Origin of the sequence: Treponema sp. OMZ 805, assembly GCF_050937395.1 — a bacterium.
GTDB lineage: Bacteria > Spirochaetota > Spirochaetia > Treponematales > Treponemataceae > Treponema.
On the sequence record NZ_JACCLP010000008.1, the window covers coordinates 43,622 to 69,768 of the forward strand.

A 26,147-nucleotide genomic window follows, 5' to 3' on the forward strand; every position below is an offset into this window, starting at 1 on the left:
AAATTACTTATCGGGAGAATTGATGTGAAGAAAAATTGTGTAAAGGCAGCGCTCTGTGCGCTGGTATTTTTGGGAGCTTCCGTTCTTTTTGCTCAAGAGGTTGAGGATGAACCTAAAAGAGAAAAAGACGGCCTTCATTGGTCTTTGGGTATTTCGGCGGAAGGGAATATGAATGTACCGAAAGGCTCTGCCTTGGGTGCAGGGCTGTACGGGATGTTTGTATTGCCTAATTGGGTTAAAACGGGCAGGTTTTCAGCCGGTGTAAAGCTCTTGTATTCGACGGAATTTAAAAGATACGGTCTTCTTGATACGGCTGTTTTGTTCCGCTGGAATTTTTATGATTTTGCAAAGTTTAAAACCTGCGATTCAGGATTTTTTGTTCAGGCGGAAGGAGGTGTTTCCTTAGGCTGGAACGGAAAGACCGCAAAACCCTTTGTATTCGGTTTGGGAGAAGGAACATTCGGTTACCGCTTTGCAGTAAAAAACTTTTTTATCGAACCGTATATAAGAGGCGGCTATCCGGTAATCTGGGCAGCCGGAATGAGCGGAGGATTTAGAATATGAAAAAACAGAAAAGTCGGATTTTAGTTTTAGTTTTGGCGGTACTTTTGGTATCGGTTTCCGCTTGTAAAAACCCGTTTTTAAAGAAGATGCTGGTTGAGGAGGGGAAGGGTGAAAGTTCTGCGGTTCCCAAACACACGGTAACTTTCAGCGTGGAAGGAGGAAACGGCACGCTTAAAGTAAAGGCGGACGGTGTAGAGGAAACGGCGAAGAGCCCCATAAGCATTGAACAGGGTAAAAAGGTAACTTTTACGGCCGAACCTGCCGCAGGCTACATGATAAAAGAGTGGAAAGTAGACGGCGCCGTCATTACAGGCAATACGGAAAATTCATATATCCATACCGTTACAAAAGCGGTTGACGTTAAAGTGAGCTTTGAAGCGCTCCCGTCCGGCAAAGCCTCGTATACGGTAAAACACTATCGGGAAAAACCGGAAGGCGGTTATCCTGCAGAGCCTGCGGAAAGGGAAATCTTAAACGGTACCGTGGGAGCAGATGCCGCATACACGGCGAAAATCTACGAAGGCTTTACCTACAATTCAAGCCTTACCAAAATAAACGGAACCGTACAAACGAGCGGCACGATAAGCGCCGGCAGCGCTACCGCCGTAGAACTCTATTATGAGCGAAAGACGGTAAACGTAACCTTTAAACTTGCAGGCGGCGCCGTAGACGGCAATACGGATGATGTTGTAAAACCGGGCAAATACGGAACAGCCTTGACTGCTCCCGCTCCCGTAAAAACGGGCGCCGTTTTTAAAGGATGGGAACCTGCCCTGCCTTCATCTCCTCTTTTCCCCGCAGTCGATGCGGAATACACTGCGAAATGGGCGGCACTTTACACCATCACCTTCGGCGTAGAAGGCAGCACAGGCGGCACGTTGAAAGCCCAAGTGGACGGCAATGAAATCACTACGGGTGATTCAGTCGAACAGGGTAAAACGATTGTCTTTACGGCAGACCATGATCCCGATTATGTGGTGAAACAGTGGACAAACGGAGGCACAGTTATCGGCGAAGCAGGCATGGATACAAGCTATACTTACGCGGTAACGGCAGATGCGGACATCAAAGTGAAGTTTCAATCACTCTTTGTCGAAGGCGGCGCCTCGCTCATCTTAAGCCCCGATAAGCTCGACATCAAAGTTAGGGTAACAACCGCCGACGGTGCCCCCGTTATGGTAGAAGGCTGCACCGAAACGGAACTTACAAGCGGCACCGAAACCACTCTGCACGCAAAAAGCACAAGGGTAATCCTCAAAGGAAACATCACCGAGCTGAACTGCAACGAAAATAAGCTAACCGCTCTTAACGTGCAGGGTTTAACCTCTTTGCAAAGGTTGAAGTGCGGCTGGAATAAGCTCACCGCTCTTAACGCACAAGGCTGTACCGCTTTGCAAACGCTGAACTGCTACAAAAATCAGCTCACCGCTCTTAACGCACAAGGCTGTACCGCTTTGCAAACGCTGGAGTGCAGCAGCAATCAGCTTAACGCAGACGCATTTAAAAAGCTCTTTGACGATTTACCGGTTCGGGCGGATAGTGATGATGCGAACTGTATTCTTTACACCGAAGTAACCGGCGTTAGCGAAGGCAATCACACGGACTTTACCGCTCCGCCGGATTTAGCCGCAGCCTTTAATAATGCTAAAAATAACAAGAAGTGGAAGATGTATAAGTGGAATGGAATCTGGCCCGGGGTTGAGATTTAATGTAATTGGTAATGGGTAATGGGTAATGGATAATTTGTAATTATGAATTACTAATTGATTACACATTATCAATTACAAATTGATTCGACCTCTGATATCTTTTAAAAATTGACATTTTCAAAAAATCCTTGTATCATTTTTTTATGAGTATCAACGTGTATTCTCTGGGAGCCGCAGAGGAAGTAACCGGTTCAAAGCATATTCTCGATGTAGACGGGTATTTGTATCTTTTTGACTGCGGGGCTTTCCAAGGGAAACGGGCGGAAGCCGATAAAAAAAACCGCGACTTTAATGTCCCTGCCGATAAATTAACCGCTGTCGTTCTTACCCACGGGCACTATGATCACTGCGGGCTTTTGCCGCTGTTGGGCATACACGGGTTTACCGGCAATATCTATGCGACGCCCGCCTCACGGGATATTGCCAACCTCGTGCTGATGGATTCCGCTCGCATACAGGCGCGGGATGCCGAATATTTACAAAAACAGGCAATCAAAAAACACGAAAAATTCGACTGGAAGCCGCTTTTTACCGAAGAAGATGCCGTGCAAACCATCAATCAATTTGTAACGGTTTCGTATCATCGTCCGGTATGGATTGGCCCGAATGTTCAGCTTGAATTTTATGATGCGGGGCATATTCTCGGTTCCGCAATAGCGTTTATTACGGCAAAAGATTCCGCCGGTAAGACTGTAAAAATTGCATTTACCGGAGATCTCGGCAGGAAAAATAAATCGATTATCCGCGACCCTGATATTATCCCTGCTGCCGATTATATTATGATAGAAAGTACGTATGGAAATCGCCGACATGAGGATATTCACAATGCGATGGAGATGTTGGAACATGCGGTTAATGATGCGGTAAAGATGCGCGGTAAGATTATCATCCCCGCCTTTGCCGTTGAGCGGACGCAGGAACTCATCTATTATTTCCATCTGCTGACCGATCAAAAAAGGATTCCGCAGATTCCCATCTATGTCGATTCGCCGATGGCGGTGAACGCGACAACGATTTTTCAGGTGCATCCCGAATGCTTTGACCACGAAACGCAGGAAGCTTTTGTTAAACATCACAAAAATCCGTTCGGCTTTAACGCGCTCAAGTTTATTACGAGCGTTGATGAATCCAAGGCGCTGAACGCAATGGAAGAGCCGATGGTTATTATCAGTGCGGACGGTATGTGCGAATTCGGCCGCATTACGCACCATCTTGCAAATAATATTTCAAAACCTTCGACAAAAATTATGCTGGTCGGCTATATGGCGGAGAATACGCTCGGCAGACGGCTGATGAACCGTGAGCCGGAGGTAAAGATATTCGGAGAGTGGCATCAAGTTCGCGCCGAAATTCTTCAGATTAATGCGTTCAGCGCTCACGCCGATTATGCCGAAATACTCGAATGGCTCGACAGTCTCGATACCGGAAGCTTGAAAAAACTGCTGATGGTTCACGGAGAGCCGGATGCGCAGAGCTTTTTGCAGGCTTATTTACAGGAGCACCGTTATGAATCGCATATTATGCGGTACGGCGATGTGATAGAGTTATAGCGATGCAGATTATTACCGGTTTTCATGCGATAGAAGAATTACTGCGCTCGGTTGAAGCGCAGTTGGAGAAAAAAAGTTCCGAAACAAAAAGCTCTGCAACAAAGAATTCCGATACGGGGAAAAAGATTGGCGGCGGAAAGGCTGCCACCGCTGGAAAGGCATCCGGATTGCGGCTCAAGATTCTTTACGCCAAGCAGGGACCGCGCGTAAAAAAGATCCTTGCGCAGGCGGAAAAACTTTCCGTTGTGATAGAGCAGCGGACTGATGCTGAACTCGATAAACTGACGGCGTCTCTGCCCGAATACCTGCAAAATCACCGCGGGATTATCCTGATCGATGAGCGTCCGCAGGAACAGGCGCCGAAGCTTTCCGCCGATGCGCTGCTCGCTGCGCTTGCTTCCCGTCAACAGGCCTTTGTCGTCGTCCTTGATTCAATTACCGACCCTCACAATACCGGCGCCATTATCCGCAGCGCAGATCAATTCGCCGTTGACGCCGTTGTGCTTCCCGAACGGAGATCCGCCGGAGACTTTCAGACTGTCAGCAAGATCAGCGCAGGGGCGGCGGCGTGGGTTCCGCTTTTATACACGGCGAATTTGGTGCGGACGGTAGAAGAGCTTAAGCGCAACGGCTTTTGGGTATTCGGCGCCGATGCTCAAGGAGAGCCGCTCCCGCACACCAAGTTTCCCGACAAAACCGTACTGATTATGGGCAGTGAAGGGTCGGGCATCAGCCGCTTGTTAAAAGCCTCCTGCGATTCCTTTACGGCAATCCCCACCTCCGGCAAGCTCGACAGTTTAAATGTTTCGGTCGCCGCCGGTATTCTGATGTATGAGGTACGTCGGCAGCAAAACGGGTAGGGGAGGCAGGGTGAACGCATCAGGTCGTTTTTTACCACCCCCGCGGGAAAATTGATACTATTCGACCAGAGTTGAACCTCTTCGCGGTTATTCCCGCCGGAGTTCGGCAAGTGCGGAGCAGAAGACGGTACCGGCTTGCGCTACGTTCAGGCTTTCGATTGCTCCGCTGCCGCTGATTTTAACCAGCACATCGCAGAGTTTTTTCGCTTCGGCGGAAATTCCATGCTCTTCATTTCCTAAGACCACAACGACCGCCTCGTCCGGTTGCACCACTGACGGAATATCTTTTAGGCTGCGGTATGCCCGATGATCCGCCCCTATCCGCACCAAATACCCGCTGCACATCTTTAAAAAATGCTCGGCGGAAGGAGTGGTATACAAGGTGATAAACTCCATACCCCCTTGCGCAATCCGGTAGGCGCTCGGTGTCAGCTGTGCCTGTGCGTCTTCTCCGCTTATCACGATATGTTCTATGCCGAAAAAGGCGGCGCTGCGGATAACTGCTCCAAGATTATTTGCATTACCGATACGGTCGCATAGTAACACCGCAGCTTTTTCGGTTTCCCACCGTTTAATCTGTTCCGGTGTTACGGCAGCAATGCAGGGGTCTTCAATCATAGCGACAACGCCCTGATGGTGAACAGATCCGCACAGCTTTTCCAATTCCGCATCCGATTGCACGAGCCGATAGAGCCGTTTTCGCTGTGCAAGGTATTTACAAAGGGCGCCGAATGTCTTTGCCCTGCTTCCGGCAAAAAAAAATCGTGAAATTTTTTCGGGATGTTCGGCGGCGAGCGCTTTTACCGCTTCAAAACCGCACGCCGCCAATTCTTTTTGATGTAATTCACTCATAGTGCAAGTTACGGCAAGGCAACCGCGGAAATAGGTGCGGTTGCCTTGTTAGACCTTTTTTTACTTTGAGGCCTTCTTACGTGCGAGCTTGTGCCCTTCGCTTTCCGCCTTTTCCAATTCCGCCTGCGCAATCGAAAGGAGCGCGATAGGCACCGAATAAGATGAACAGGAGACATAATTCAAACCGGCCTTCATACAGAAGGGAATGTTTTCGGGGCGTGCACCTTGCTCTCCGCAAAGACCGAGTTTAATATCGGGACGGGTAAGCTTGCCTCGTTCAATCGCAATGCTGATAAGTTCCCGCACACCCGGATCCAGAATCGCAAAAGGATTGCCGTCGATTAAGTCATACAACGTGTAATCCGGCATAAAGCTGTTAAAGTCGTCGCGGGAGAGTCCGAGCGTCGTTTGGGTAAGGTCATTGGTGCCGAATGAGAAGAATTCCGCATAACGGGCAATTTCTCCCGCCGATAATGCTGCAACCGGCAATTCAATCATCGTACCGATTTTGAAGTCTATCGCTTGCGCCTTAAACTGCGCCCGTATTTCCTGTTCAATCGAACGGATACCGAGATAAGCATGACCTTCGATCTTCTTTCCATACGCAATTTGTTTGAGTTCACGGAAATTCATTACAATCGGAACCATAATTTCGACATGCGTTTCAACGCCTTCTTTTTGCAGTTTATAAGCCGCTTCAAAGATAGCGCGGACTTGCATTGCATAAATTTCAGGATACGAGATTGCAATACGGCAGCCTCGGTGTCCCAGCATGGGGTTTACTTCCGCACGGAGCGCTATTGCTTCGGATAAAGCTTTTTTACTGACGGTTTTCTTCTTCTCTGTTTTAAGATACTCGATAAATTCATCCAGTTCTGCATCATTATGTGGTAAAAATTCGTGTAATGGAGCATCTAAAAGGCGGATAGTAACTTCGCGTCCTGCCATAGTCTTAAAGATACCGTAAAAATCTTCCATCTGAACTTTTTGGAGCTTGTTCAACACTTTGATGCGCTCTTCGGTCGTTTCGGCAAGAATCATCTCTCTAAAGGTGTTGATACGTTTTGTTTCAAAGAACATGTGTTCGGTGCGGCACAGTCCGATACCTTCGGCGCCGAAGCTGACCGCTAATGCAGCATCGCGGGGGCTGTCGGCATTGGCACGTACATGGAAGTCTTGGATAAACGAACGGGTAAGATCGATAAAATCGAGCAAACCGGAGGTCTTGGGGTCGGGTTCAATCAGCTCCGCTGCTCCGAAGTATACCGTCGATTCGCCGTAATAGGGTACTTGAAGCGTAATATAGTCCCCTTCTTTAATGGTAACGCCGTTGATGATAGCTTTATTCGCCATAATTTTCATGTCGGGACGTACCAACGAGATTTTTCCATATTGACGTGAAACAACGGAGGCATGCGCCGAATAACCGCCCTCATTCGATAAAACACCGGTGGAAACTTCAATAGCCTTTACGTCGCCTGCATAACTCGCCGGTACGCAGAGAATACAGCGGGTATCGGCGCTTTGTAAACGCGCAATATGCTGCGCTTCAATCAGTGTATCAGCGCTGAAGTATACGCGGCCGACTGCTGCCCCCGGAGCGCCTGCAATACCGCCCTTTGATGATTGGAGATTTTTAACGCTCGTCATATCGATAACAGGGTGCAGTATTTCGTTTAGCTGGCCGGGTTTGACATTTTTTACAACGTATTCCGCATCAATAATCTTACGATTATATAAATCGAGCAAAAAGTGTACCAATGCAATCGTGCTTTTTGCTTCAACGGATTTTTGTTCGATGAGCCACAGTTTTCCCGCTTCAATCGTAAAACGGATTTCGCGAACATCTTTACTATGATCTTCCAACCGCCATGCAATGGCTTCCAATTGCTCAAGGTATATCGGCTTTATATCGTTAATATCTTTTCCGACGGCATCGACTTCATCGAATTTTTCTTGGAAGAACATCCCCTGTAATTTCTTTTCGCCGGTAACGATATTACGGCTAAAGAATCTGCCGGAAAAGGATTCCTTGTCATAGTTACCGTACACCAACGGCTGAATCAATAAGGCTACATCGTTTTCATTGTCGGGTTCAAGGCTGAGCAGCGTACTGATGAGTTGAATGGTTTTGTTCAGCTGTACTTCTGCAGTACTGAAAAATTCCTGCGGCAGATACGGCTGGTACATATCCATAACGGTAGCGCCCGATTCAGTGCGCTTTTCTTTCTTTAGGTCATTCCCGATTTTTTCCAACTGTTCTTTATAGAGCTGTTGTTTTGCGCCGTCTTCTTGCAATTCGGCAATCTTATATAAAATTGAAAAGATACCGCGTAATAGAAACAAAACTTCGTGGCTTGCGAAATCTTTTCCCACTTTTTTTTCAAAACCGCCGATTGTGGTTTTTGCTAATCCGAAGTTATGAAGCGTCGGATAATTGGCAATCACAAGGTTGGGTGAAATAACCAGCTTTAATAAAAGAGGATTTTCAGCATCGCCGAATTCCTTTTTAACCGCTTCACCCATCTTTTTTAAGAACGGTCGTAGCAACGGCAACGCATTTGCCTGCTGTAGATCCTGCGTAATAGTTGCATCCATCACAAGCCCCGGTACAATCGGCAGTCCGAGTTCAGAAAATTCATTCAGCTGACGGCCGCGGATACCGAGGAGCGTTTTATCGATATTACTTTTAAGCGATTCTTTATTGCTGAAAAAATGGATTGATTTGGACATATTCATAATAAACTCCTAGAAAAGGTTAAGAACGGTGCTGGGAGAACCGCGTAAAAAGGCTTCAAAACGCGGGCTTGCGCCTTCGGCAAAGTATTTGGATAGTTTCGACAAGTCTTTAATTTCCTCGCCTGCAACGGCAAATTGGATACTGCTGCCGTGCTTTACCTTTCCCCATTTAAACAACGTATTGATATCGACAATTTGTTCACCGTCATAAAATACGATAACCTTATTATGTGGATAGCGTGCATTGTAGCTTCGGATAATGCGCTTCCATGCTTCAACGTTTCCGTTATGGAACAGTTCGTTGGTCACAATAACCGAAATTTGTTGCGAGATACGGTTTTTCCCTGTCGGCACCTGCATTTGAGCGGGAGCCGCTGCTTGTTTTGCCTGTACAGCGCTTGCTGAAGTCTTGGCTTTTGCGGTTGCAGGCGCTTTTGCTGCTTTTCGTTTCCGTCCTTCTGTAGATGGTTTTTTCGCCTTAGGAGCGGTAAATACAAACGGGCCGTTCAAGAGTTTTGCAGGAATTGACGGTCTTGTTCCTTCTAAAAGGTTAAAAAATGCTTTAAATACCGCCTCTGCAATCGGAGCTTCTATCGCACCTTTATCTTGTTTTCCGACATAAATATTTAAAAGTTCATTTTTTTTCAATGTTCCCAAAAGAGAAGCATTTGCAGGGTTTTTAGGGTTTATCGCCAAGAACCCCAAATCAGGGTGATGATAACCGACTACGATATCAACCCCCTTCCATTTTGTCGCTTCTGCGATGATGTCCGTAGACAGTCCATTTATTTCACGGAGGTTCTTAGACGCTACTTTGTATCCCCACATATCGAGCAGTATGACTGATAGAAATGCCGGAATTTCCTCATTTGTCAATTCTTTATTTTCAAGTAATATACCGATTTCATCGGCAATATTTTTTTTAACATTGCAAACATCCAAAAGCGATAGAGCATTCTGAATGTGTGTTACAGAGGCATTAAACCCCTGCTTTGTAGCAAGCGGTACATAAAATCCTAATGAATCGAGCATTCGCTTCTCCTTTACATAGCAAGGATGGTTTTAGAAGTGTTGTTAAAAACTCCTTGCATTTACTTTCAAACTTATGGGGAAACCGTTCGTTGTGGAATTCTTCATAATATTCATAAAATAATATCACCGAAGAGAAGAACAGATGTTCCCAATAGATAAAAGCCCTCCGAAACGAATGTTTCAGGGGGCCTTTATACATAACTTTAACTTATCGCATACGTTAAACTTTACAGAGTTCTCATACCGGATTTGCGTCCGCGGCGACCTCTGCTTGCCGTATTATCAACAGCGCCCGCTTTCGTCGTTTTACGTCCACGAGTGGTACTGGGTTTTGCGTTGACAGTCTCTGCGGCAGGCGCCTCCAAACTCGGAGTATCGTTTAGCGCATCTATAAACTGGGCGCGCCCATTCGGTGTTATCGCAGCAGGTTCGTCTTCCTCGCCCGAACCGAAGGTCTGTGCAATATCTGCACGAACCGTTGAGCGGCGGCGGCTGAAGGAAGCAAATGCCTGATCCATAAAGCCTTTGGAAACTCCATGGAGGAATTCGTTTAAGACGTTTGCCATACCGTCAAGAGTTGCCTTCTTGCGTTTGATAGAGGTAATATCCACATCGAGCAAGAGACCGGGCTGCATATGGAAGGGGTTGATGAGGTAGTCGAACTTGTTGAATTCAGCCTCGAGGAAAGCGAGACGTTCTTCCATAACACGCCGTTCGACAGGATACTGATAGTCGTACATTTTCTTGAGCCGTTCACGCATGATTACAAGCTTCTTGCGCATCTTGTCTTTTTCGTAGACAAACGTACGGTTCATTTTTTCAACATCAGTTTCAGCTGCATTGACAAACGAAATTTCGTCCCAGACTTTTGCGATATCCTTGTAGGCGGGTTCGCCCTTCGGCATCTTGTATTTCTTCTGGATGTGCTTTTCGTAGAGCTTTGCCAAATCTCCGAAATCGGTGATGCGTACCATGAACTTCGATTTGTCATACTGGGTTTGCAATACGTCCCAGAGATGTTCAACTTCTGTTTCAAACGAGCGGATCATCACTTCATACGCTTTGCGCTCTTCAAGGAGCTGAGCATTATCGTAGTAGCGTAGACGAATCTGATAGCGTTCGTCAGGAAGGTTTGCGACGTTCGTATCATCATATTCGCGCAGCAGCAGCTCACGGGCATTTTTCAAGTTTTCAATGTACTGGTACCCCATCTTAGAGGTGTCAAGAATTGATGTTAACGAGTTAATTGCCGTGTTGAAACCGCGGTTACGGATGTTTTCGATGTCGATGATGTGTTTGATATTCTCACGTACATTGAGCTGATCGAAAGTTTCCGGATCGATTTCCGCTCTTAAGTTTGCGATGCGTTCCATCAACTCCTTTGAAACTACCGAATAGCGCTTGCTTTCAGGATTTTCAACATCATCGTCGGTAACATCGAGAACCTTTCCCATCTTCTTGAAGATGATTTCGCTGTCGGTCATCTCTTCTTTGCCTTCATCGATAAGTTCATCTTTTAAGACTTCGATTTCTTTATCAATAAGGTTCATCAAGTGTCCGGCAAGCAAATCTTTGATTAAGTATTCAACCGTTGCCTGATACTGGAAAATCGGGCTGATAAGTTCAGTGTCGAGAATATTAACCGAAAGTTTTACATCCGTTACGGTTTTGGGCTTGGTGATGTTGTCTTTAAACGCACATTTTACAATTGAGTAAGCGTTTTCACCGCGGACAAAAGCGCCGACGTCGGTTTTTTGACGCAGAAGCGAATTGGTTAGGGTTTCTAAATCGTTGATTCCGCGCTGTACGTGTCCCTGCAGGTGTCCGTACATATTAACGATCGATTTTTCGATTTCACCGGTATTGAATTTATCGGCGCCGCCGACTTCATCCAACAGAGTTGCGATCTCTTTCGGCGTGTAACGGTTCAGAACCTTCATTTCTTCCCTATCGATAAATCCGCGAACTTTTTTGAGCATTTCGTCTTCTGCGGTTACCATATAGCGGTTGAACATGTTCTGATAGTTCTGGTTAAAGTAATTGTATAACTTTTCCTTTAAACCACCCATTACATCCAATCTTTCCAGAACGTCTTTGGGTAATTTTGTTGACAAGTGATGCAATACTTTATTGGTCTCTTCTTCAATCAGCTGATTCACTTCTTTTTGCTGATCGCGGTAATCTTGCGCCAACGAATTCCTTGATCCGACAGCACTAGGCTTTTCGGGATGAAATACATTTGGACTTTGAGGTAAATCTAAACTTCCCATCTTACTGTCTCCTTATTGCAGCAGATTTATATCCGCAACGGATATACTAATACAGCCCTTATTATAAGGCTATTTTGCAAAATGTAAAGCCACCCACCCCTTTTTACTTTCTTTTTTTTGTAATATTATATAAATAGAACCGTGGTTATCTATATTTTAAGAGGAGATACTATGCTGAAAGTCAAATCTATTTTTTGTATCCTTGTTTTTTGTATTCTTTCTTATGCGGTATTTGCCGGTGAAAGAACTATTCCCGTCGATGTTTTTTTGATGATTGATAAATCACAATCAATGAATGAACCCGGTAAGTTTGATAGTTTGCATAAATGGGTGCGCGATACGCTTGTTACCGAAATGTTAATACCGGAGGATTGGATTACCGTCTGGGAATTTTATGAAAAACCGCATGAATTGCAAACATTAGTTATTAAAAATGAAAATGATCGTAATACATTGATAAAAACAATCGACAATATTACTCCCAACGGCGCATTTACCGATATCGGCAGTGCACTGGATGCAATCCAAGCTTCATTAAATAAGCGAGGAAAAAACAACCGATATAAAATTTTATTATTGGTAACGGATCTTGAACAAGATGCTCCATGGACATCAAAATACCGCGGGAAACAGGAATCATTTAAAAGTCCGTATCTGGCGGAAGCACGTATTATTAAACATGATAATTGGTACGAAATAACATTGGATATGGATATTCAGGATAAGGTTGTTAAAACGACTAAAGAACTTTATACAAATATTATTGATAATAGAGGCGTGCCTCGTAGTAATGATGATCAAAATAAAGTGCTTATTACCGAAGAGAAAAAATAAACTGTGGACTTTTAAAGTAAGGCATTTTAAATATGAAGAAATTGTTTTATATACTTTGCATTGTGGCGTCCGTCGTTATTATCGGCATATTGGTTTACCAGCGTATTGTTCGTCAACGAACTCAGGTAATACCACAGAATGCTCAAACGATTATTCCCGTTGCGCCGCAATTGCAACAGCAAGAGACATCTGCTTCGGAAGTAATACCTGAAAATATTATGCAATCGGGTATTACGCTGCTCAGCGATGAGGTACTTGTTGATGAAGTGCAAGTAGATGTAAACGGTGATAATAAGGAAGATAAAATTATTGCAGCAAAAAAGTTGTCCGATCAATTCATCTATCTTTTCATATTTTTACAGGAGAATGAAGCTCAAACTTTTACAAGAGCTGCGGAAATAAAGACGGAGGCGACACATGCAAAAACGCTTTCCGTTTATACATTAATGGTGCAAGAATATCCGTATCCTATTATCGCGTATAATGGAATGAATGCCGATACTATGCAGGTTTTCGGTATGTATGCATTAGGAATCGATGAGGATAAAATAAGCAGTATCCATTCTTTAGCGGGCATACAAGCCGATGGGCAGATTATACTGAAAAATGAACAGGATAATTCAATCTCCGATTATACGATATCTGCTTATTATTCCGATAAAGATGCTCCGAATACGCTCAACCAAATAGAAAAACAATATACGTGGAATGCAAAAAAAGAATTTTTTGTACAAACAAAAGAAATAAAGATTCCCGGGAAAAGGATTGAAAGTCAATTTCTTCAAAAATTTCAAACGGGAGATGCTCATGCTTTTCAAGAATTTCTTGATGGATTATGGTATCAGCCAAGTGCAAAAAGAGATCAAAACCGAAGTATTTTTTTTAACCGTTCCGAAAACGAAATTATTTTTTCCGTCGATAATATTCAAGAACTTTTTACTATCGATTCGATAACACCGCGTAGATTCGGTATTTATTTTTCTACAAAAAATGCCTCTATTTCGAGTATTCATCGTCGTATCAATATTGAGTTGCTTGGAATTGATGAGGTGCATATAAGAGTTATCGATGATATTGCACGTTTGAAAATCGGTGTTGCATCAAACTGGGATGGAACGTACCGAAAAATAAGCAATACCGTGCGTGAAGTGCAAAGTAATACCACGTTTGACAATATAAAAAAAATATTGACCGCAGATGAAAAAACATGGACAAGTACGGAAGGCTATTCTTTATCTTTTTCGGATAATTCGTATCGATTACTGCAAGATACGGTGCAGCAGTCAGGATGGTATACGATTTTGCAGATAAAAGACAATACTATTTTGCAGCTTAAAGATACTGAAAATAATGAACGTTTTTTTAATCTCATACTTGATAATGCCGGTAAACGGTTAAGCTTAATAGAAGTTTCCGTTACATTGAGCGGGATTACACCGATCGGAAAGTCGCCGCTGGTATTTGAATAAGGTTTTGCGGACTATACCATGATCTATCCGCGAGGTGGAGTTTTTAACTTCACCTCGCGGGATACCGCCTCTTAACGTTGATTGTTTCGACAGCGGATGTTTTTATCTTATCGCTTGACAATAACGGCAGTCCCTTGTCCTCCGCCGATACACAAGGAAGCAAGGCCGATTTTCTTATCTGTTCTGATCATTTCGTGAAGAAGGGTTACCAAAATCCGATTGCCCGAAGCTCCTACCGGATGGCCGAGAGCAATTGCACCGCCGTTTACGTTTGTTCGTTTTAACAGCGCATCGCGATCAACTCCGTGTTCCCGTACCAACTCATGGATAACACCCAGAGACTGAGCGGCAAATGCTTCATTCAATTCGATCAGTTCCATATCGGAGAGTTTCAGCGACGCATAGTTTAACGCATTGCGGATTGCCGGAACAGGACCTAATCCCATCACGAGCGGGTCGACACCGCCTTGCCCGATGCCGATAATTTCTGCAATAGGTTTGAGGTTATATTTTTTTACCGCCGCTTCACTTGCAATCAACACAAAAGAAGCTCCGTCGTTTATTCCCGATGCATTACCGGCCGTAACGGTGCCGTCGCTTTTAAATGCAGGCTTCAACTTTGCAAGTTTTTCGGGGCTGGTGGTACGGTTGGGAAATTCGTCGGTGTCGAAAACAATATCCCCTTTTTTGTTATGGATAATAATCGGAACTATTTCGTTTTTAAATTTGCCTGAATCGATAGCGGCAATCGCTTTTTGCTGGGAAGCAAATGCAAACTCATCCTGCTGCTCTCTGGTAATATTGAACTGTGCCGCAATGTTTTCGGCAGTAATTCCCATGTGGATATTTGCACGGGCATCGGTCAAGGCATCATAAATCATGTGATCGACTGCCTGCCAGTTTCCCATCTTATTTCCGCTGCGGGTATTGGCAGGAACAAGATACGGAGCGAGCGACATCGATTCTACACCGCCTGCGAGAACGATGTCATTAAAACCCGTTTGAATAGACATAACCGCTTCCATAACAGACCGCAAGCCGGATCCGCAGACCATGTTGATTGAGTGAGCACACACCGTTTCGGGGATACCTGCCTCCAATGCGATGGTTCGTCCGATATTTTGTCCGAGTCCGGCTCCAAGCACGTTACCGCAAATAAGCTCCGAAATCTGATTGGGCTTTACCTTTGCCTCTTCCAGTACCGCTTTGACCACCGTGGAACCCATGTCCTTAGGCGGCACGGCTGATAATCCGCCGAGGAATTTCCCGATAGCGGTGCGTTTTGCACTGATAATGTACGATTTTGATAATGCCATTTTTTGACCTCCTAGTAAATCAGGGGATATGTTGATGATAAAAGAAATTTCCAACCTTTCGGTCTTTCGAGACGATTGAAAAATCTCATTTATATCAAGATGAACATCCCGTGTGTCCTATCATATCACGCTTCAAAAAATCTGGCTATATTAGGCGATCGGGGTAAATGCATCAGGCCGGTTTTTTATCAGCCCGTAGAATAATTAGGGCTATTCAACCAGAGTTGAACCACTCCGCGGTTCAAATGGTCTCACAGCCCCAATTATTCTACGCTTTTTATTTACTCTGCCTGATGCATTTACCCCTCTGCTAGAAAAAATGTGCAAAATTTTATTCAAAATTTTGCACAGAAAGGAAGCAACCGCTTACAGTATTTCCGGTGTGGTTACGTTGATTAGGCGATCGGGGTAAATGCATCAGGCCGGTTTTTTATCAGCCCGTAGGATAATTGGAAATGGGATTTTCTTGCACTGCGGTTTTTACTTTGGTATAATTCTGAGCAATCTTTAAAATCCATAGTGCAAGGAATACCGTCAATGGAAACACTCAGTTTGCGCCCGCATCATCTTTTATGCACTCGCGCATTTAAAGGCAAAGGCTATTCTCCCGCATTTGTCGGAAATATGCAGCGTGTTATCAATCGGTTAAAAACCGGCTGCGAGATTACTTTAATAACAGGTGTTGATGCCATTTGCGCCCCATGTCCCGAAAGAATCGACAATCACTGCCGGTCGGAAGCAAAAGTAACAAGATTTGATGATGCCGTCCTATTACAGTTTGGATTGGAAAGAAAAACATATACTTATACCGAAATAGACCGCATACTTGAATCTCACCTAACCGAATCCGTATACGATTGCATTTGCCGAGGTTGTGAATGGAAGCAAACCGGCATCTGCTGTTATGCCGATGTAAAGCAATCACTGTTTACATGAGAATCTACAGTGCAAAACATTGAACCCCGCCTATACCGCCACGAGTCCGTTCTGAAAAGCCTTTCCAGCGCTTTTGGAAATAGACTGTTGAGCAGTGTACGTCCTTGTACACTGCTCAACGACGAGTTTGCAGGGCAAACTCGCTTCTGCATGGAATCACCGCCATCCGTGGCGCTGTTGAACAGTGTCCTTCCGTGTACACTGTTCAACGTCGAGTTTGCGGGGCAAACTCGCTGCTGCTTAATTTCACGGACATCCGTGTCCGTTCTGATACGTTGAGGATTTATTGCAGTAGCGGCATGGATGCCATCGTTCAGAAATGTACATCCTTGTACATTTTTGAGCTGTCAGTTTGCAAGCAAACTGGTTACTGTTTAGAACCAGCGGCATCCGTGCCGCTTCTGTACAGCCAGCGCTTTTGCAAATAGACGGCGTAGATACGAGGCGCGAGCACAAATTAACCGCAGGCTCGGTAAGAAATGGACATCCTTGTACATTTCTTACCTGCGAGATTTGCATTGCGCAAATCTCGTTTTTGCGTGGAACCACCGTCATCCATGGCGGTACTGATACGTTGAGGATTGTCAGTAGCGGCACGGATGCCGCTGGTTATATCAGAAGCGATGTTTTGACAACGTCGAAACTCGCAGCCAAAAGTGTACAAGGATGTACACTTTTGGCAAGGCAACGAAGTAGATATGCCGTATATTTGCAAAAGATTGACTGATCTTTTGCTGTGCATTATAATAACCGGATATGAAACGAAAATTGATTACCTCAGCTCTTCCTTATGTGAATAATATCCCGCACCTTGGGAATTTAATCCAAGTCTTGTCCGCCGATGTCTTTGCACGTTTTTGCCGACTCCGCGGATATACGAGCTTATATATATGCGGTACCGACGAATACGGCACGGCAACCGAAACAAAGGCCCTCGAAGAAGGGAAAACGCCGCGTGAACTTTGCGACTATTACCATGCGATCCACCGTGATATTTATCATTGGTTCAATATTGCGTTTGACTACTTCGGACGCACCTCTACGCCTCAGCAGACCGAAATCGTGCAGGGGCTGTTTAAAGACATTGAAAAAAACGGCTTTATAAAAGCGCATACTATCGAACAGCTTCACTGTGCACACTGTAACCGCTTTTTGGCAGACCGCTATGTACGCGGCGTTTGCCCCCACTGCGGTTACGAAGACGCGCGCGGTGATCAGTGCGAACATTGCGGCAAACTGCTGGAGCCGACCGAGCTAAAAGCTCCCCGTTGTTCCACCTGCGGAGCCGCTCCGGAGCCGCGCAGCACCAAACATCTCTACATCGACTTACCGGGCATCGTGCCGCAGTATGAGCCGTGGATGCAAAAGGCGAGCGTAGAAGGGCAGTGGAGCAATAACGCTGTGCAGATGACCAAAGGCTGGCTGCGCGACGGTTTGCAGGAACGCGCCATCACCCGCGACCTGAAATGGGGTATCCCCGTCCCGAAAGCGGGCTTTGAAGATAAGGTGTTCTACGTCTGGTTCGATGCGCCGATCGGATATATCTCTATTACAAAATGCTTTACCGATTTAACCGGATCCGATTGGAAAGACTGGTGGCTTGATCAAAATGACATAGAACTCTTTCAGTTTATCGGAAAGGATAATATCCCCTTCCATACAGTCATTTTTCCGTGCTCACTCATTGCATCGGGGAAGGACTGGGTAAAGCTCCATCATATTTCAAGTAGCGAGTACCTTAATTACGAGTCCGGAAAGTTCTCAAAATCGAAGGGGATCGGCGTGTTCGGCTCCGATGCGAAGGATTCGGGGATTCCGGCGGATATGTGGCGGTTCTATATCTTCTATAACCGTCCCGAAAAAAACGATGCCCTGTTTACGTGGAAGGATTTTCAGGAGCGGGTAAACAGCGAGTTGGTCGGAAACTTGTGTAATCTGATAAACCGAACGCTCACCTTTGTGTCGCGCTATTATGACGGCGTTATCCCGCAGCGGGATGGGATGGCTTCCGCCCGTGAGGATGTCCGCTCGGTTACAGAAGCCTTGCGTGCTGCAGCAAAGTACAGCGTAGAAAAAATCACCGCGCTCCTTGAAGAAGCGGAACTACGCGATGCCTTCCATGAGCTCTTTGCGCTATCTTCCGTTGCCAACAAAGCGTTCCAAGACGGAGAGCCATGGAAAAACCGCGAGGCTGATCCCGAAAAAGCGGAGGCGCTCCTTTTTGAACTGTGTTATTTAATCAAGGATTTGCTGATATTGATGCACCCCTATATGCCTGAATACGCCGACGCGGTTGCTTCGTTCTTAGGTATTAAAATCTGGTCGGGCAATGTCTTTGATTGGGAGCATCCCGTACAGCCCCGTCCCGAAGGAGCTCTTGCGTGGGAAAATCTCTTGCAGCGGAGCGGTTTGGAGCGGGTGCAAAAGCCAGCCATCATCTTTAAAACACTGGAAAACGATGCGATTGCCGCATACCGCGAGCGATATGCAGGTAGTCAAAAGGAACGCGCCGCGCAAGCCGGAAAACAGGCAGCAGAGACGAGACAGCAGGGGGCTGGAAGCAAAAATGTCTCTGGAAATTCCTCTCAAAAATCGCCGGAAAAGCAGAAAGCCAAGCCGGAATGGGCTGATATTTCTCCCGAACGGCTGTTTACCGATTATATTTCGTTAAAAACCGCAAAGATTCTTTCCGTGGAAAAACATCCCGATGCGGATAAGCTCTTTGTAGAAACCATTGATGACGGCTCGGAAGGCGGGCGGGTTATCCTTTCCGGCTTGGCGCCGTATTTTGCACCGGAAGAGCTGGTTGGCGCCGATATTATCCTCGCAGAAAACTTAAAGCCGCGGAAAATGCGCGGGATTGAATCGAAGGGAATGCTTTTAGCGTCTCACTATACCGATGCGGACGGCAACGAGAAGGTTGAGCTGGTTGGTTTGCCCGGTGCGGCTGCCGGTACGCCGGTAACGCTGGAAGGCACCGACACAGCTTCGCCGCCGACACAGAAGCCGGAAGCCATCGATGCGGAGCTGTTCTTTGCGGTGCCTTTTACGGTAGAAGATTTCCGCGTATGCGCAGCCGGAAAGCAGCTTTTGGTAAACGGCAAACCGCTTGTAATGAAACACGTTAAAACCGGCACGGTACAGTAAGCAGTATGGACATCTCCATATATAACAGGAGCTATGGGGTAACAACTCGTCGGGCATCTCTATTCTGAACAATCTAAGCATATAGCTTGACAAAAGTCGGTATTTTGAGATAGGCTATATCATTGTGTTTTGTCGTACGCGGCTTTCATCTTGATGAAGTACGGCAAGCATAATACGGTAAACACCGATAAGATCAGTGCGTTTTTTGGTGGTTACCATGCTCTTTTTTATCGTTCCCTAATAAAAGAGACCTTGGGCATCTCTAAAAATTCAGTTAGATTTTTAAAGATGCCCGACGAGTTTTAATTTAAGTCTTTACAATATAATGACTTAAATTAAAACATCGCAAATTACATCTAAGGAAAACCTCTAAAAACTAAAGTTTTTAGAGGTTCTATTACTGTAACACCGCTGCGGTGTGCTTATTAGATTTACGAGGTGAAAAATGGCAACAAGACAGCCGAAAGGTAAATTGGTCCGCCGATTCGGATCAAATATTTTTGGAAATCCTAAGTACAGTAAGTTATTGGATAGAAAACCGAATGCCCCCGGAAAGGAACGCGGCGCTAAACAACGTGGAAAGATTTCTGTTTACGGTGAACAGTTAAAAGAAAAGCAGAAATTCCGCTTTGCGTATGGAATGTCCGAGCGTCAGTTCAGCAATCTATTCCAAAAAGCATTTAAGATGTCCGGTGTTACCGGCGACAATATGCTCTCATTAATGGAGCAGCGGTTGGATAATACCATTTATCGAATGGGATTTGCGGTAAGCCGTGCACAGGCACGTCAGATGGTTTCTCATGCTTATTTCTTACTGAATGGTAAACCGGCAAATATCCCGTCTATGCGTGTTAAAGTCGGTGATGTTATCACGACAAAAGATAAGAAAGGCTTCCAAAATCTTATCCGGCACAATTTAAGCACTGTACAGGGTGCAAAAGGCGTTTGGCTTTCCGTTAATGATGAAAATTTATCTGCAACGGTAGCGGCGCTTCCCACTCCTGCCGACATTCAACCGGTCGGTAATATCCAGTACGTTGTTGAATTCTATTCTCGGTAATACGGGATATAAATTCAACATTGACAAAAGGCTTCCTATGTATGCCGTTGGGTATATGCAGGGAGCCTTTTTATTTATAGGCTGAACTATTTTGTTTTCGCAGATTCTTTAAGCGGCGTTATAGGTTCTGACTTTTTCTATATTCGCGGGCATTGACGATGTCGTCGAGAACCGCATCTTGTTGTTTCAGCCCTTCCGCTTTCCATTCGACTTCTTTCCGCTCCCGCAGCTTTGTTACGATGAGCCGCTCTTGATGTGCTTTGATATAAATTTTCCGCATTTTTTCGATGACGAGTTCCGCCTCTACCAGCGCCTTTTCCTGTTTTTCCCGGTCGATGCGGAGCCGTTCCAAGTAGTTTTCATGCAAGGCGAGTTCAGCAGGGGTTTTTAGACTTACCCTAAGCGACCGGCGTGTTTTTATTTCTTCCTGTGCGATTTCGGTAAGGCGCAACACAATTGCTTCGCGGGCAGCAACGGCACGTCCGAGGTTGGTTTCCGCTTCTTTTTCGCGGAAGGTTCGGATGTCCAAGAGCTTTTGAAGTGAAAACTGAAATTTCTTCATCGAGGATTATTTTTCCGTATACTCCGCAGCCGGTTTTTCGATTTCGGCTTTGTATAAATCGGCGGCTTCCGACGGCATTAGATATTTTTTTGCGGCCCCTGCGCCCGCTTGGAAACTTTCCTCATTCGGGATATCGATGTGGGTAATGGCGCTGAGCTGCTCCAGCGTTTTTTCGATGGGCGCGGGATCGTTTACCTCTTGCTGCAAAAAAGTTTCGATTTTATCATGGTGTTCGATGGCTTCGTCGATGGCAGGATTACTGCCTTTTTGATACGCACCGACTTGAATCATATCTTCGGCATCGGCATAGACTGCCATCAGGCGGCGCATGTATTGAGCTGCTTTTTTACTGCATTCCCCCGCGACACGGTTTGCCAAACGGGAAATACTGCCGAGTACGTCGATGGCAGGGTAGTGCCCGCGCTGTGCAAGTTTCCGGTTAAGCACGATGTGTCCGTCCAAAATACCGCGTACCGCATCGGAAATCGGCTCGTCCATATCGTCGCCGTCGACGAGTACGGTATAAAATCCGGTAATCGATCCTTTTGCAGAAGTTCCGCTCCGCTCAAGCAATTTAGGCAGCACCTCAAAAACACTCGGAGTGTAGCCGCGGGTTGCCGGCGGCTCCCCGATTGCGAGGCTGATTTCACGCTGAGCCTTAGCAAAACGAGTAACCGAATCGAAAAGGAGCATCACATCCTTTCCTTGATCACGGAAATACTCGGCAATCGCCGTTGCCGTATATGCGCCGCGGATACGGGCGAGCGGACTGGTATCGGATGTCGCGGTTACCACAACCGAATGTTTGAGTCCTTCAGGGCCGAGGTCGTGTTCCAAGAAATCGTTTACCTCGCGGCCGCGTTCGCCGATGAGTGCAATGACGTTGACGTCGGCGCTCGTATTCCGCGCAATCATGCCCATCAAGGTTGATTTACCGATACCCGAACCGGCAAAGATACCGATACGCTGCCCTCTGCCGACAGCAAGAAGTGCGTCGATAGCGCGGATACCGGTTACGATTCGTTCTTTAATGGGGCGCCGCTCCAGCGGATCAGGCGGTGAAGCAAGAATTGGGTAGTGCAGGGGAGAGTAGGGTTCCTGTTTGTTGTCAGCCGCTCTGCCAAGCGAATCGACGACGCGGCCGAGCAGTACCGAACCGACGGGTACGGAAAGCATTGTCCCGCTTGCGATGACATCACAGCCGATTTCTACTCCCTGTATATCTTCGTAGGTCATCAGCTGTACGGTTGAGCCGTTTAAACCGATAACCTCGGCGATAATGCTTTCTGTGTTATCTTTCAGATTGATTCTGCATAATTCCCCGACGGAGGCTTGCGGGCCGCGACTTTCGATAAGAAGCCCCTGCACCCGGCTGACAACACCGGTGCGCTTAATGGGTTCCGTTTCGGAAACTGCGTCAAGGTATTTATCAAAAAGCGATGTCATAAGCTACTTTCGATTTGAAGCCCCGTCGGAGGAAGCCGCCCGCGTTCGTATCGGAGATATTTCGAGGATGCGTTGTTCAAGCTCATGCAGCTGAGAGGCGATACGTGCATCTACCGAACCGAAGTCGGTTTCGATAATACAACCGCCTGCATCTACCGATAGGTCTTCCACAACGGTGATGTTTTTGATATTTTCCGCCGCTGCCAAGAAGTCTTTGGTATGCGCGCTCGTTAAACCGACATCGGCAAGGTTTACCCGTATAATGACATCGGCGCGTCCCTTTACCTTGCGCAGTGCATGGATAATATTCGAGGTTACAACATTCCGCTGATTTTCGGAGATTACTTTTACAATCTTACGGGTCATCAGCAGTACGAGGTCGACAATCTGCTGTTCTGTCTGCGCTAAAATCTCCTCGCGTTTATCCATCGTGCGTTCGATCATTGTATGGAGCCGCTCTATCAAGCGGGTTACTTCGACTTTTCCTTCTTTAAATCCCGCTTCCCGTCCCGCATCGAAACCTTCGGTAAAAGCTTTCTTTTGCGTAGCCGCTTCGGTTTGTTCAGCCTTATCGACAATGTCGGCGGCTTTTTTCTCCGCCTCGCTGACTATTTCTTGAGCTTGTTCGCGGGCTTTTTGCGCATCGATTTGAGACACATCCATCTGCCGCTTTGCTTCTTCAAAAGCGGTTTTCTTTGCGTTTTCGATAATTTCATCGGCTTCGCGGTGAGCATCGGCAATGAGTTGTTCTTTTTCAACTTCCCATTGACGCTTAAATTCTTCCGCTTCGTTTTTGAGATCCTCAAGTGTCGGGCCTTCGGGAACCGGAACGGCTTCTACCACTTCGGTAGTAGTTTCCGGTTCAAAGGTTTTCTCTAATGCCAGCACCATATCGCCGTCGAGTTTTTTAACTTCAAAATCACGAAAAATATTTTTAGCCACTTTCAGAATCTCCTTTTGCCGATTTCACTACGCTGTTTTGGTTAGACAATCATCTCGTCTTCGTCGGAACGTGCAATAACAATATCGCCGTTGTCCTCCAAGTGCCGGATAATCGAAACAATCTTCTGCTGTGCTTCTTCGACGTCCTTCAAACGGGTCGGACCCATGTATTCCATTTCTTCTTTTAACATGCTTGCCGCACGTTTGGACATATTTCTGAATATCTTGTCCTGTACTTCGGTATCGACAATCTTGAGCGCTTTTGCAAGCTCTTCACTGTTAACTTCACGCAGCACCTTCTGAATGGAACGGTCGTCAAGCATAACAATGTCTTCAAATACGAACATACGTTTCTTGATCTCTTCCGCAAGGTCGGGATCTTGATCTTCAAGCGATTCGATAATCGACTTTTCGGAAGAACGGTCGACAAGGTTGAGGATTTCCACAATGCTTTCGACACCGCCTGCCGCCGTATAATCTTCGCTGGAGAGGGTAGAAAGCTTCTTTTCGAGTACCCGTTCAACTTCGCGCAAAACATCAGGCGACGTTCTATCCATCGTTGCAATACGGCGGGCTACATCGCTTTGAATTTCATCGGGCAGGTTCTGCAAAATAACCGATGCTTTCTGCGGTTCCAGATATGCAAGGATGAGCGCAATGGTCTGCGGGTGTTCCTGCTGAATAAAGTTTAAAAGATGCGCCGGATCGGTACGCCGGATAAAGTCGAAGGGGCGTACCTGCAACGAACTCGTGAGCCGGTTGATAACCTCAATGGCCTTTTGGCTGCCTAAAGATTTCTCCAACAATCCGCGCGCATAATCGATACCGCCGGTCGTAATGAAGTTTTGAGCTGCCATCAGCTCTTGGAATTCTTGTAAGACCGCTTCTTTCAGCTCGGATTCAACCGTTTCGGTACGGGCAATTTCGAACACGAGTTTTTCGATTTCGTCCTCGCGCATCTGTTCCATGATCTTGGCGGAGATTTCTTCTCCGACTGCAACCAAGAAAATTGCCGCCTTTTGCCGCCCGTTCAGCGATTTTATATCTTTTTGCTTTTTATTGTTTGCTGCATTCGCTTTTTCTTTTGCCGGTGATACTGCCATACTATTCCTCCATCAACCATGTGCGCAGCAGTAATGCAACATCTTCAGGATGCTCACGCGCATTGTTTATCACATTTTCCAACAGTTCGCGCCGTTTCATCTCTTCTACGGACATTGAAACTTCCATACCGGCCTGTTCAGCCTCCCACAACGCTTTTTCGCGTTCAAGTTGATGCTGCCGTAAAAGCTCTTCTTCGCGGAGCCGCTTTCTGCGCTCAATTTCGCGGCTGACAATACGGTAAACGATAAAGACGAGCAACAGGAATGCCAAGCCTGCTAAGCTGATCAGCAATATCCATCGCCGTTGAACCGCTCTAAAATAAGCTTCATCTTCTTTTTCAAACTCCGCCATGCGGTCGAATTGGATGTTAAGAACGCTGACCGAATCGTTCCGCAGCGCGTTATATCCGATTGCGTTTTGTACCGCTTGTGTTGCTTTCAGTAATTCCTCATCAGGGATGGGAATATATTCACGCTCAATCTGCCCGTCTTTAACGATGAAATTGCCGTTTGCATCTTTCTTTTTGCGCCATTGCCCGTCGATATTTACCGACACGGTACGCCGTCCCATTTCGGGGCTGACGATTTCGGAAGTCTTTCTGCTGCCGATTTCTTCGTTTGTTTTTACAATCGACTGAGTAGACAAGCCGGTCAAGTTACTGGTGTCTTTGTACGATGGAGCCGTTTGCCCTTCCACACCTGCGGGACCCTCGGGATTAAAGCCCGTTCCCTGATAGGTTGTCGTGGCGGTTTCCGAAGAACGGGTAACCGAAGCTCGTACCTCGGATTCATCATACGGAGTTTCGGGATTGTCCGCTCTCAGTTGGAAGGGCAGGTATTCTACCGTTTCGGCTGTCTTTTCCGACATATCCATATCGATTTTAATACTGAGATCCCGGACACGGTCGGTTCCGTACGTCTGCTTTAAGAGATTAAGAATTTTGATCTCATACTGCGTTTCCAGCTTTGCAATAATCTTTTGCTGTTTTTCGATAATGGAGAGGCGGTCAAAGTCCTTCATACCGCCGAAATCATTGAGAATGTTCCCGCTGTTATCGGCAATAGTGATATTATCGTCGGTTAAACCTTCAACGGCATATTTTAAGACCTTTTGAATACCTTCAATTTTTTTACGGTTCGTGCTAATGTCACTGCCCGGTTTAGGGTAGAGGATAACGCTTGCCGTTACCGGATTCTGATCCGCTTTGAACAGTTTATCTTCCGGAATGTTGACTACTACGCTTGCATCATCCACATCGTCCAGAGCCTTAATATGCTTACGGACTTCTTCGATAACTGCCCGCCGTACGTCGATATTGCGTTCAAAGTCCGTCCGTGTCCAGCGCTCCACATCGAACAGCGCCCACGGGTCGGTATTTTGTGGAATAAGGTCTTCGCGCAAGAGAATGGCGCGCATCCGGCGGGCGGTTTGCTCGTCGTTCACTGAGATAACACCCGATTGTGAAACGGTCGCGTTCACATTCTCTTCGTTGAGTCTTAAAATGATACGTTCTCTGACCGTTGCATCCGTTACCGGAGTATCGATGAGCGGTACAAGTGAGGGTTTAGCCGACCATGAAGTAAGCAGGACGATAATGACAACCGCCGCAACAATGACGGCTGCCAATATCCCTTTTTGAATAGGCGTCCACTTACTCCACAGTGTTTTGATTTGCGTTAATGTTTTTTTAAACCATTCGTTCATGTGTCCTCCCCCTTACTGAACGAACCTGCTACAATAATTATAACAGCTCCA

At 46.2% G+C, this 26,147-nt stretch carries 19 protein-coding genes; 9 read left to right on the forward strand and 10 right to left on the reverse strand.

What is annotated here, in order from left to right:
* The first annotated feature begins 24 nt into the window (after positions 1 to 24).
* The 4 genes from HGH47_RS07710 (at position 25) to rlmB (ending at position 4,683) form a co-directional block, all read left to right on the forward strand.
* Positions 25 to 564: a hypothetical protein gene (locus HGH47_RS07710; protein WP_432911493.1), complete on the forward strand. Its 540-nt coding sequence runs from the start codon at positions 25 to 27 to the stop codon at positions 562 to 564.
* Positions 561 to 2,273: a leucine-rich repeat domain-containing protein gene (locus HGH47_RS07715; protein WP_432911496.1), complete on the forward strand. Its 1,713-nt coding sequence runs from the start codon at positions 561 to 563 to the stop codon at positions 2,271 to 2,273. The genes HGH47_RS07710 and HGH47_RS07715 overlap by 4 nt, the downstream gene beginning before the upstream one ends.
* A 143-nt stretch (positions 2,274 to 2,416) precedes the next feature.
* Complete coding sequence (locus HGH47_RS07720; protein ID WP_432911499.1) at positions 2,417 to 3,823, forward strand: MBL fold metallo-hydrolase RNA specificity domain-containing protein; 1,407 nt, start codon at positions 2,417 to 2,419, stop codon at positions 3,821 to 3,823.
* A 2-nt stretch (positions 3,824 to 3,825) separates the two neighbouring features.
* Entirely contained in the window at positions 3,826 to 4,683 is an 858-nt protein-coding gene (gene rlmB / locus HGH47_RS07725) for a 23S rRNA (guanosine(2251)-2'-O)-methyltransferase RlmB (protein WP_432911502.1), read from the forward strand.
* A gap of 87 nt (positions 4,684 to 4,770) precedes the next feature.
* Here the strand turns inward: rlmB and HGH47_RS07730 are convergent, their stop codons facing one another.
* The 4 genes from HGH47_RS07730 to cfpA form a co-directional block, all read right to left on the reverse strand.
* A complete protein-coding gene (locus HGH47_RS07730; protein WP_432911505.1) occupies positions 4,771 to 5,535 on the reverse strand; it encodes a TrmH family RNA methyltransferase in 765 nt (254 codons plus the stop codon).
* Positions 5,536 to 5,595: 60 nt separating this feature from the next.
* Positions 5,596 to 8,274 (reverse strand): putative PEP-binding protein, encoded by a 2,679-nt coding sequence (locus tag HGH47_RS07735; protein ID WP_253676518.1) that lies wholly within the window; start codon positions 8,272 to 8,274, stop codon positions 5,596 to 5,598.
* 9 nt (positions 8,275 to 8,283) lie between these two features.
* Positions 8,284 to 9,306: a hypothetical protein gene (locus tag HGH47_RS07740; protein WP_212566416.1), complete on the reverse strand. Its 1,023-nt coding sequence runs from the start codon at positions 9,304 to 9,306 to the stop codon at positions 8,284 to 8,286.
* A 227-nt stretch (positions 9,307 to 9,533) separates the two neighbouring features.
* The gene (gene cfpA, locus HGH47_RS07745) at positions 9,534 to 11,576 is read right to left on the reverse strand and encodes a cytoplasmic filament protein CfpA (protein ID WP_253676519.1); all 2,043 of its coding nucleotides are present in this window, start codon (positions 11,574 to 11,576) and stop codon (positions 9,534 to 9,536) included.
* Positions 11,577 to 11,750: 174 nt separating this feature from the next.
* Here cfpA and HGH47_RS07750 point away from each other — a divergent pair, with 174 nt between their 5' ends.
* Entirely contained in the window at positions 11,751 to 12,410 is a 660-nt protein-coding gene (locus HGH47_RS07750) for a vWA domain-containing protein (protein WP_414162767.1), read from the forward strand.
* 32 nt (positions 12,411 to 12,442) lie between these two features.
* Positions 12,443 to 13,879 (forward strand): pallilysin-related adhesin, encoded by a 1,437-nt coding sequence (locus HGH47_RS07755; protein ID WP_432911510.1) that lies wholly within the window; start codon positions 12,443 to 12,445, stop codon positions 13,877 to 13,879.
* Between the two features lie 107 nt (positions 13,880 to 13,986).
* On the opposite strand, the gene HGH47_RS07760 is transcribed toward HGH47_RS07755, so the two are convergent.
* The gene (locus HGH47_RS07760) at positions 13,987 to 15,195 is read right to left on the reverse strand and encodes an acetyl-CoA C-acetyltransferase (RefSeq protein ID WP_432911513.1); all 1,209 of its coding nucleotides are present in this window, start codon (positions 15,193 to 15,195) and stop codon (positions 13,987 to 13,989) included.
* 537 nt (positions 15,196 to 15,732) lie between these two features.
* Between HGH47_RS07760 and HGH47_RS07765 the strand changes: the two genes are divergently transcribed.
* The 3 genes from HGH47_RS07765 (at position 15,733) to rpsD (ending at position 20,338) form a co-directional block, all read left to right on the forward strand.
* Positions 15,733 to 16,131, forward strand: a complete 399-nt coding sequence (locus HGH47_RS07765; RefSeq protein ID WP_253676523.1) for a DUF1284 domain-containing protein — start codon at positions 15,733 to 15,735, stop codon at positions 16,129 to 16,131.
* A 756-nt stretch (positions 16,132 to 16,887) separates the two neighbouring features.
* The gene (metG, locus tag HGH47_RS07770) at positions 16,888 to 19,278 is read left to right on the forward strand and encodes a methionine--tRNA ligase (protein WP_432911517.1); all 2,391 of its coding nucleotides are present in this window, start codon (positions 16,888 to 16,890) and stop codon (positions 19,276 to 19,278) included.
* A gap of 445 nt (positions 19,279 to 19,723) precedes the next feature.
* Complete coding sequence (gene rpsD, locus HGH47_RS07775; RefSeq protein ID WP_212566423.1) at positions 19,724 to 20,338, forward strand: 30S ribosomal protein S4; 615 nt, start codon at positions 19,724 to 19,726, stop codon at positions 20,336 to 20,338.
* 118 nt (positions 20,339 to 20,456) lie between these two features.
* Here rpsD and fliJ read toward each other — a convergent pair whose 3' ends face one another.
* Genes fliJ through fliF form a run of 5 tightly spaced genes read right to left on the reverse strand, consistent with a single transcriptional unit; the run spans position 20,457 to position 26,096 of the window.
* Positions 20,457 to 20,900 (reverse strand): flagellar export protein FliJ, encoded by a 444-nt coding sequence (fliJ, locus tag HGH47_RS07780; protein WP_212566424.1) that lies wholly within the window; start codon positions 20,898 to 20,900, stop codon positions 20,457 to 20,459.
* A gap of 6 nt (positions 20,901 to 20,906) precedes the next feature.
* Positions 20,907 to 22,346: a flagellar protein export ATPase FliI gene (fliI, locus tag HGH47_RS07785; protein ID WP_212566425.1), complete on the reverse strand. Its 1,440-nt coding sequence runs from the start codon at positions 22,344 to 22,346 to the stop codon at positions 20,907 to 20,909.
* Positions 22,347 to 22,349: 3 nt separating this feature from the next.
* Positions 22,350 to 23,288, reverse strand: coding sequence for a flagellar assembly protein FliH (fliH, locus tag HGH47_RS07790; RefSeq protein WP_432911522.1), 939 nt, complete (start codon positions 23,286 to 23,288; stop codon positions 22,350 to 22,352).
* Between the two features lie 41 nt (positions 23,289 to 23,329).
* Positions 23,330 to 24,391, reverse strand: coding sequence for a flagellar motor switch protein FliG (gene fliG, locus HGH47_RS07795; protein ID WP_212566427.1), 1,062 nt, complete (start codon positions 24,389 to 24,391; stop codon positions 23,330 to 23,332).
* A gap of 1 nt (position 24,392) precedes the next feature.
* Positions 24,393 to 26,096: a flagellar basal-body MS-ring/collar protein FliF gene (fliF, locus tag HGH47_RS07800; protein ID WP_212566428.1), complete on the reverse strand. Its 1,704-nt coding sequence runs from the start codon at positions 26,094 to 26,096 to the stop codon at positions 24,393 to 24,395.
* Positions 26,097 to 26,147 lie beyond the last annotated feature (51 nt).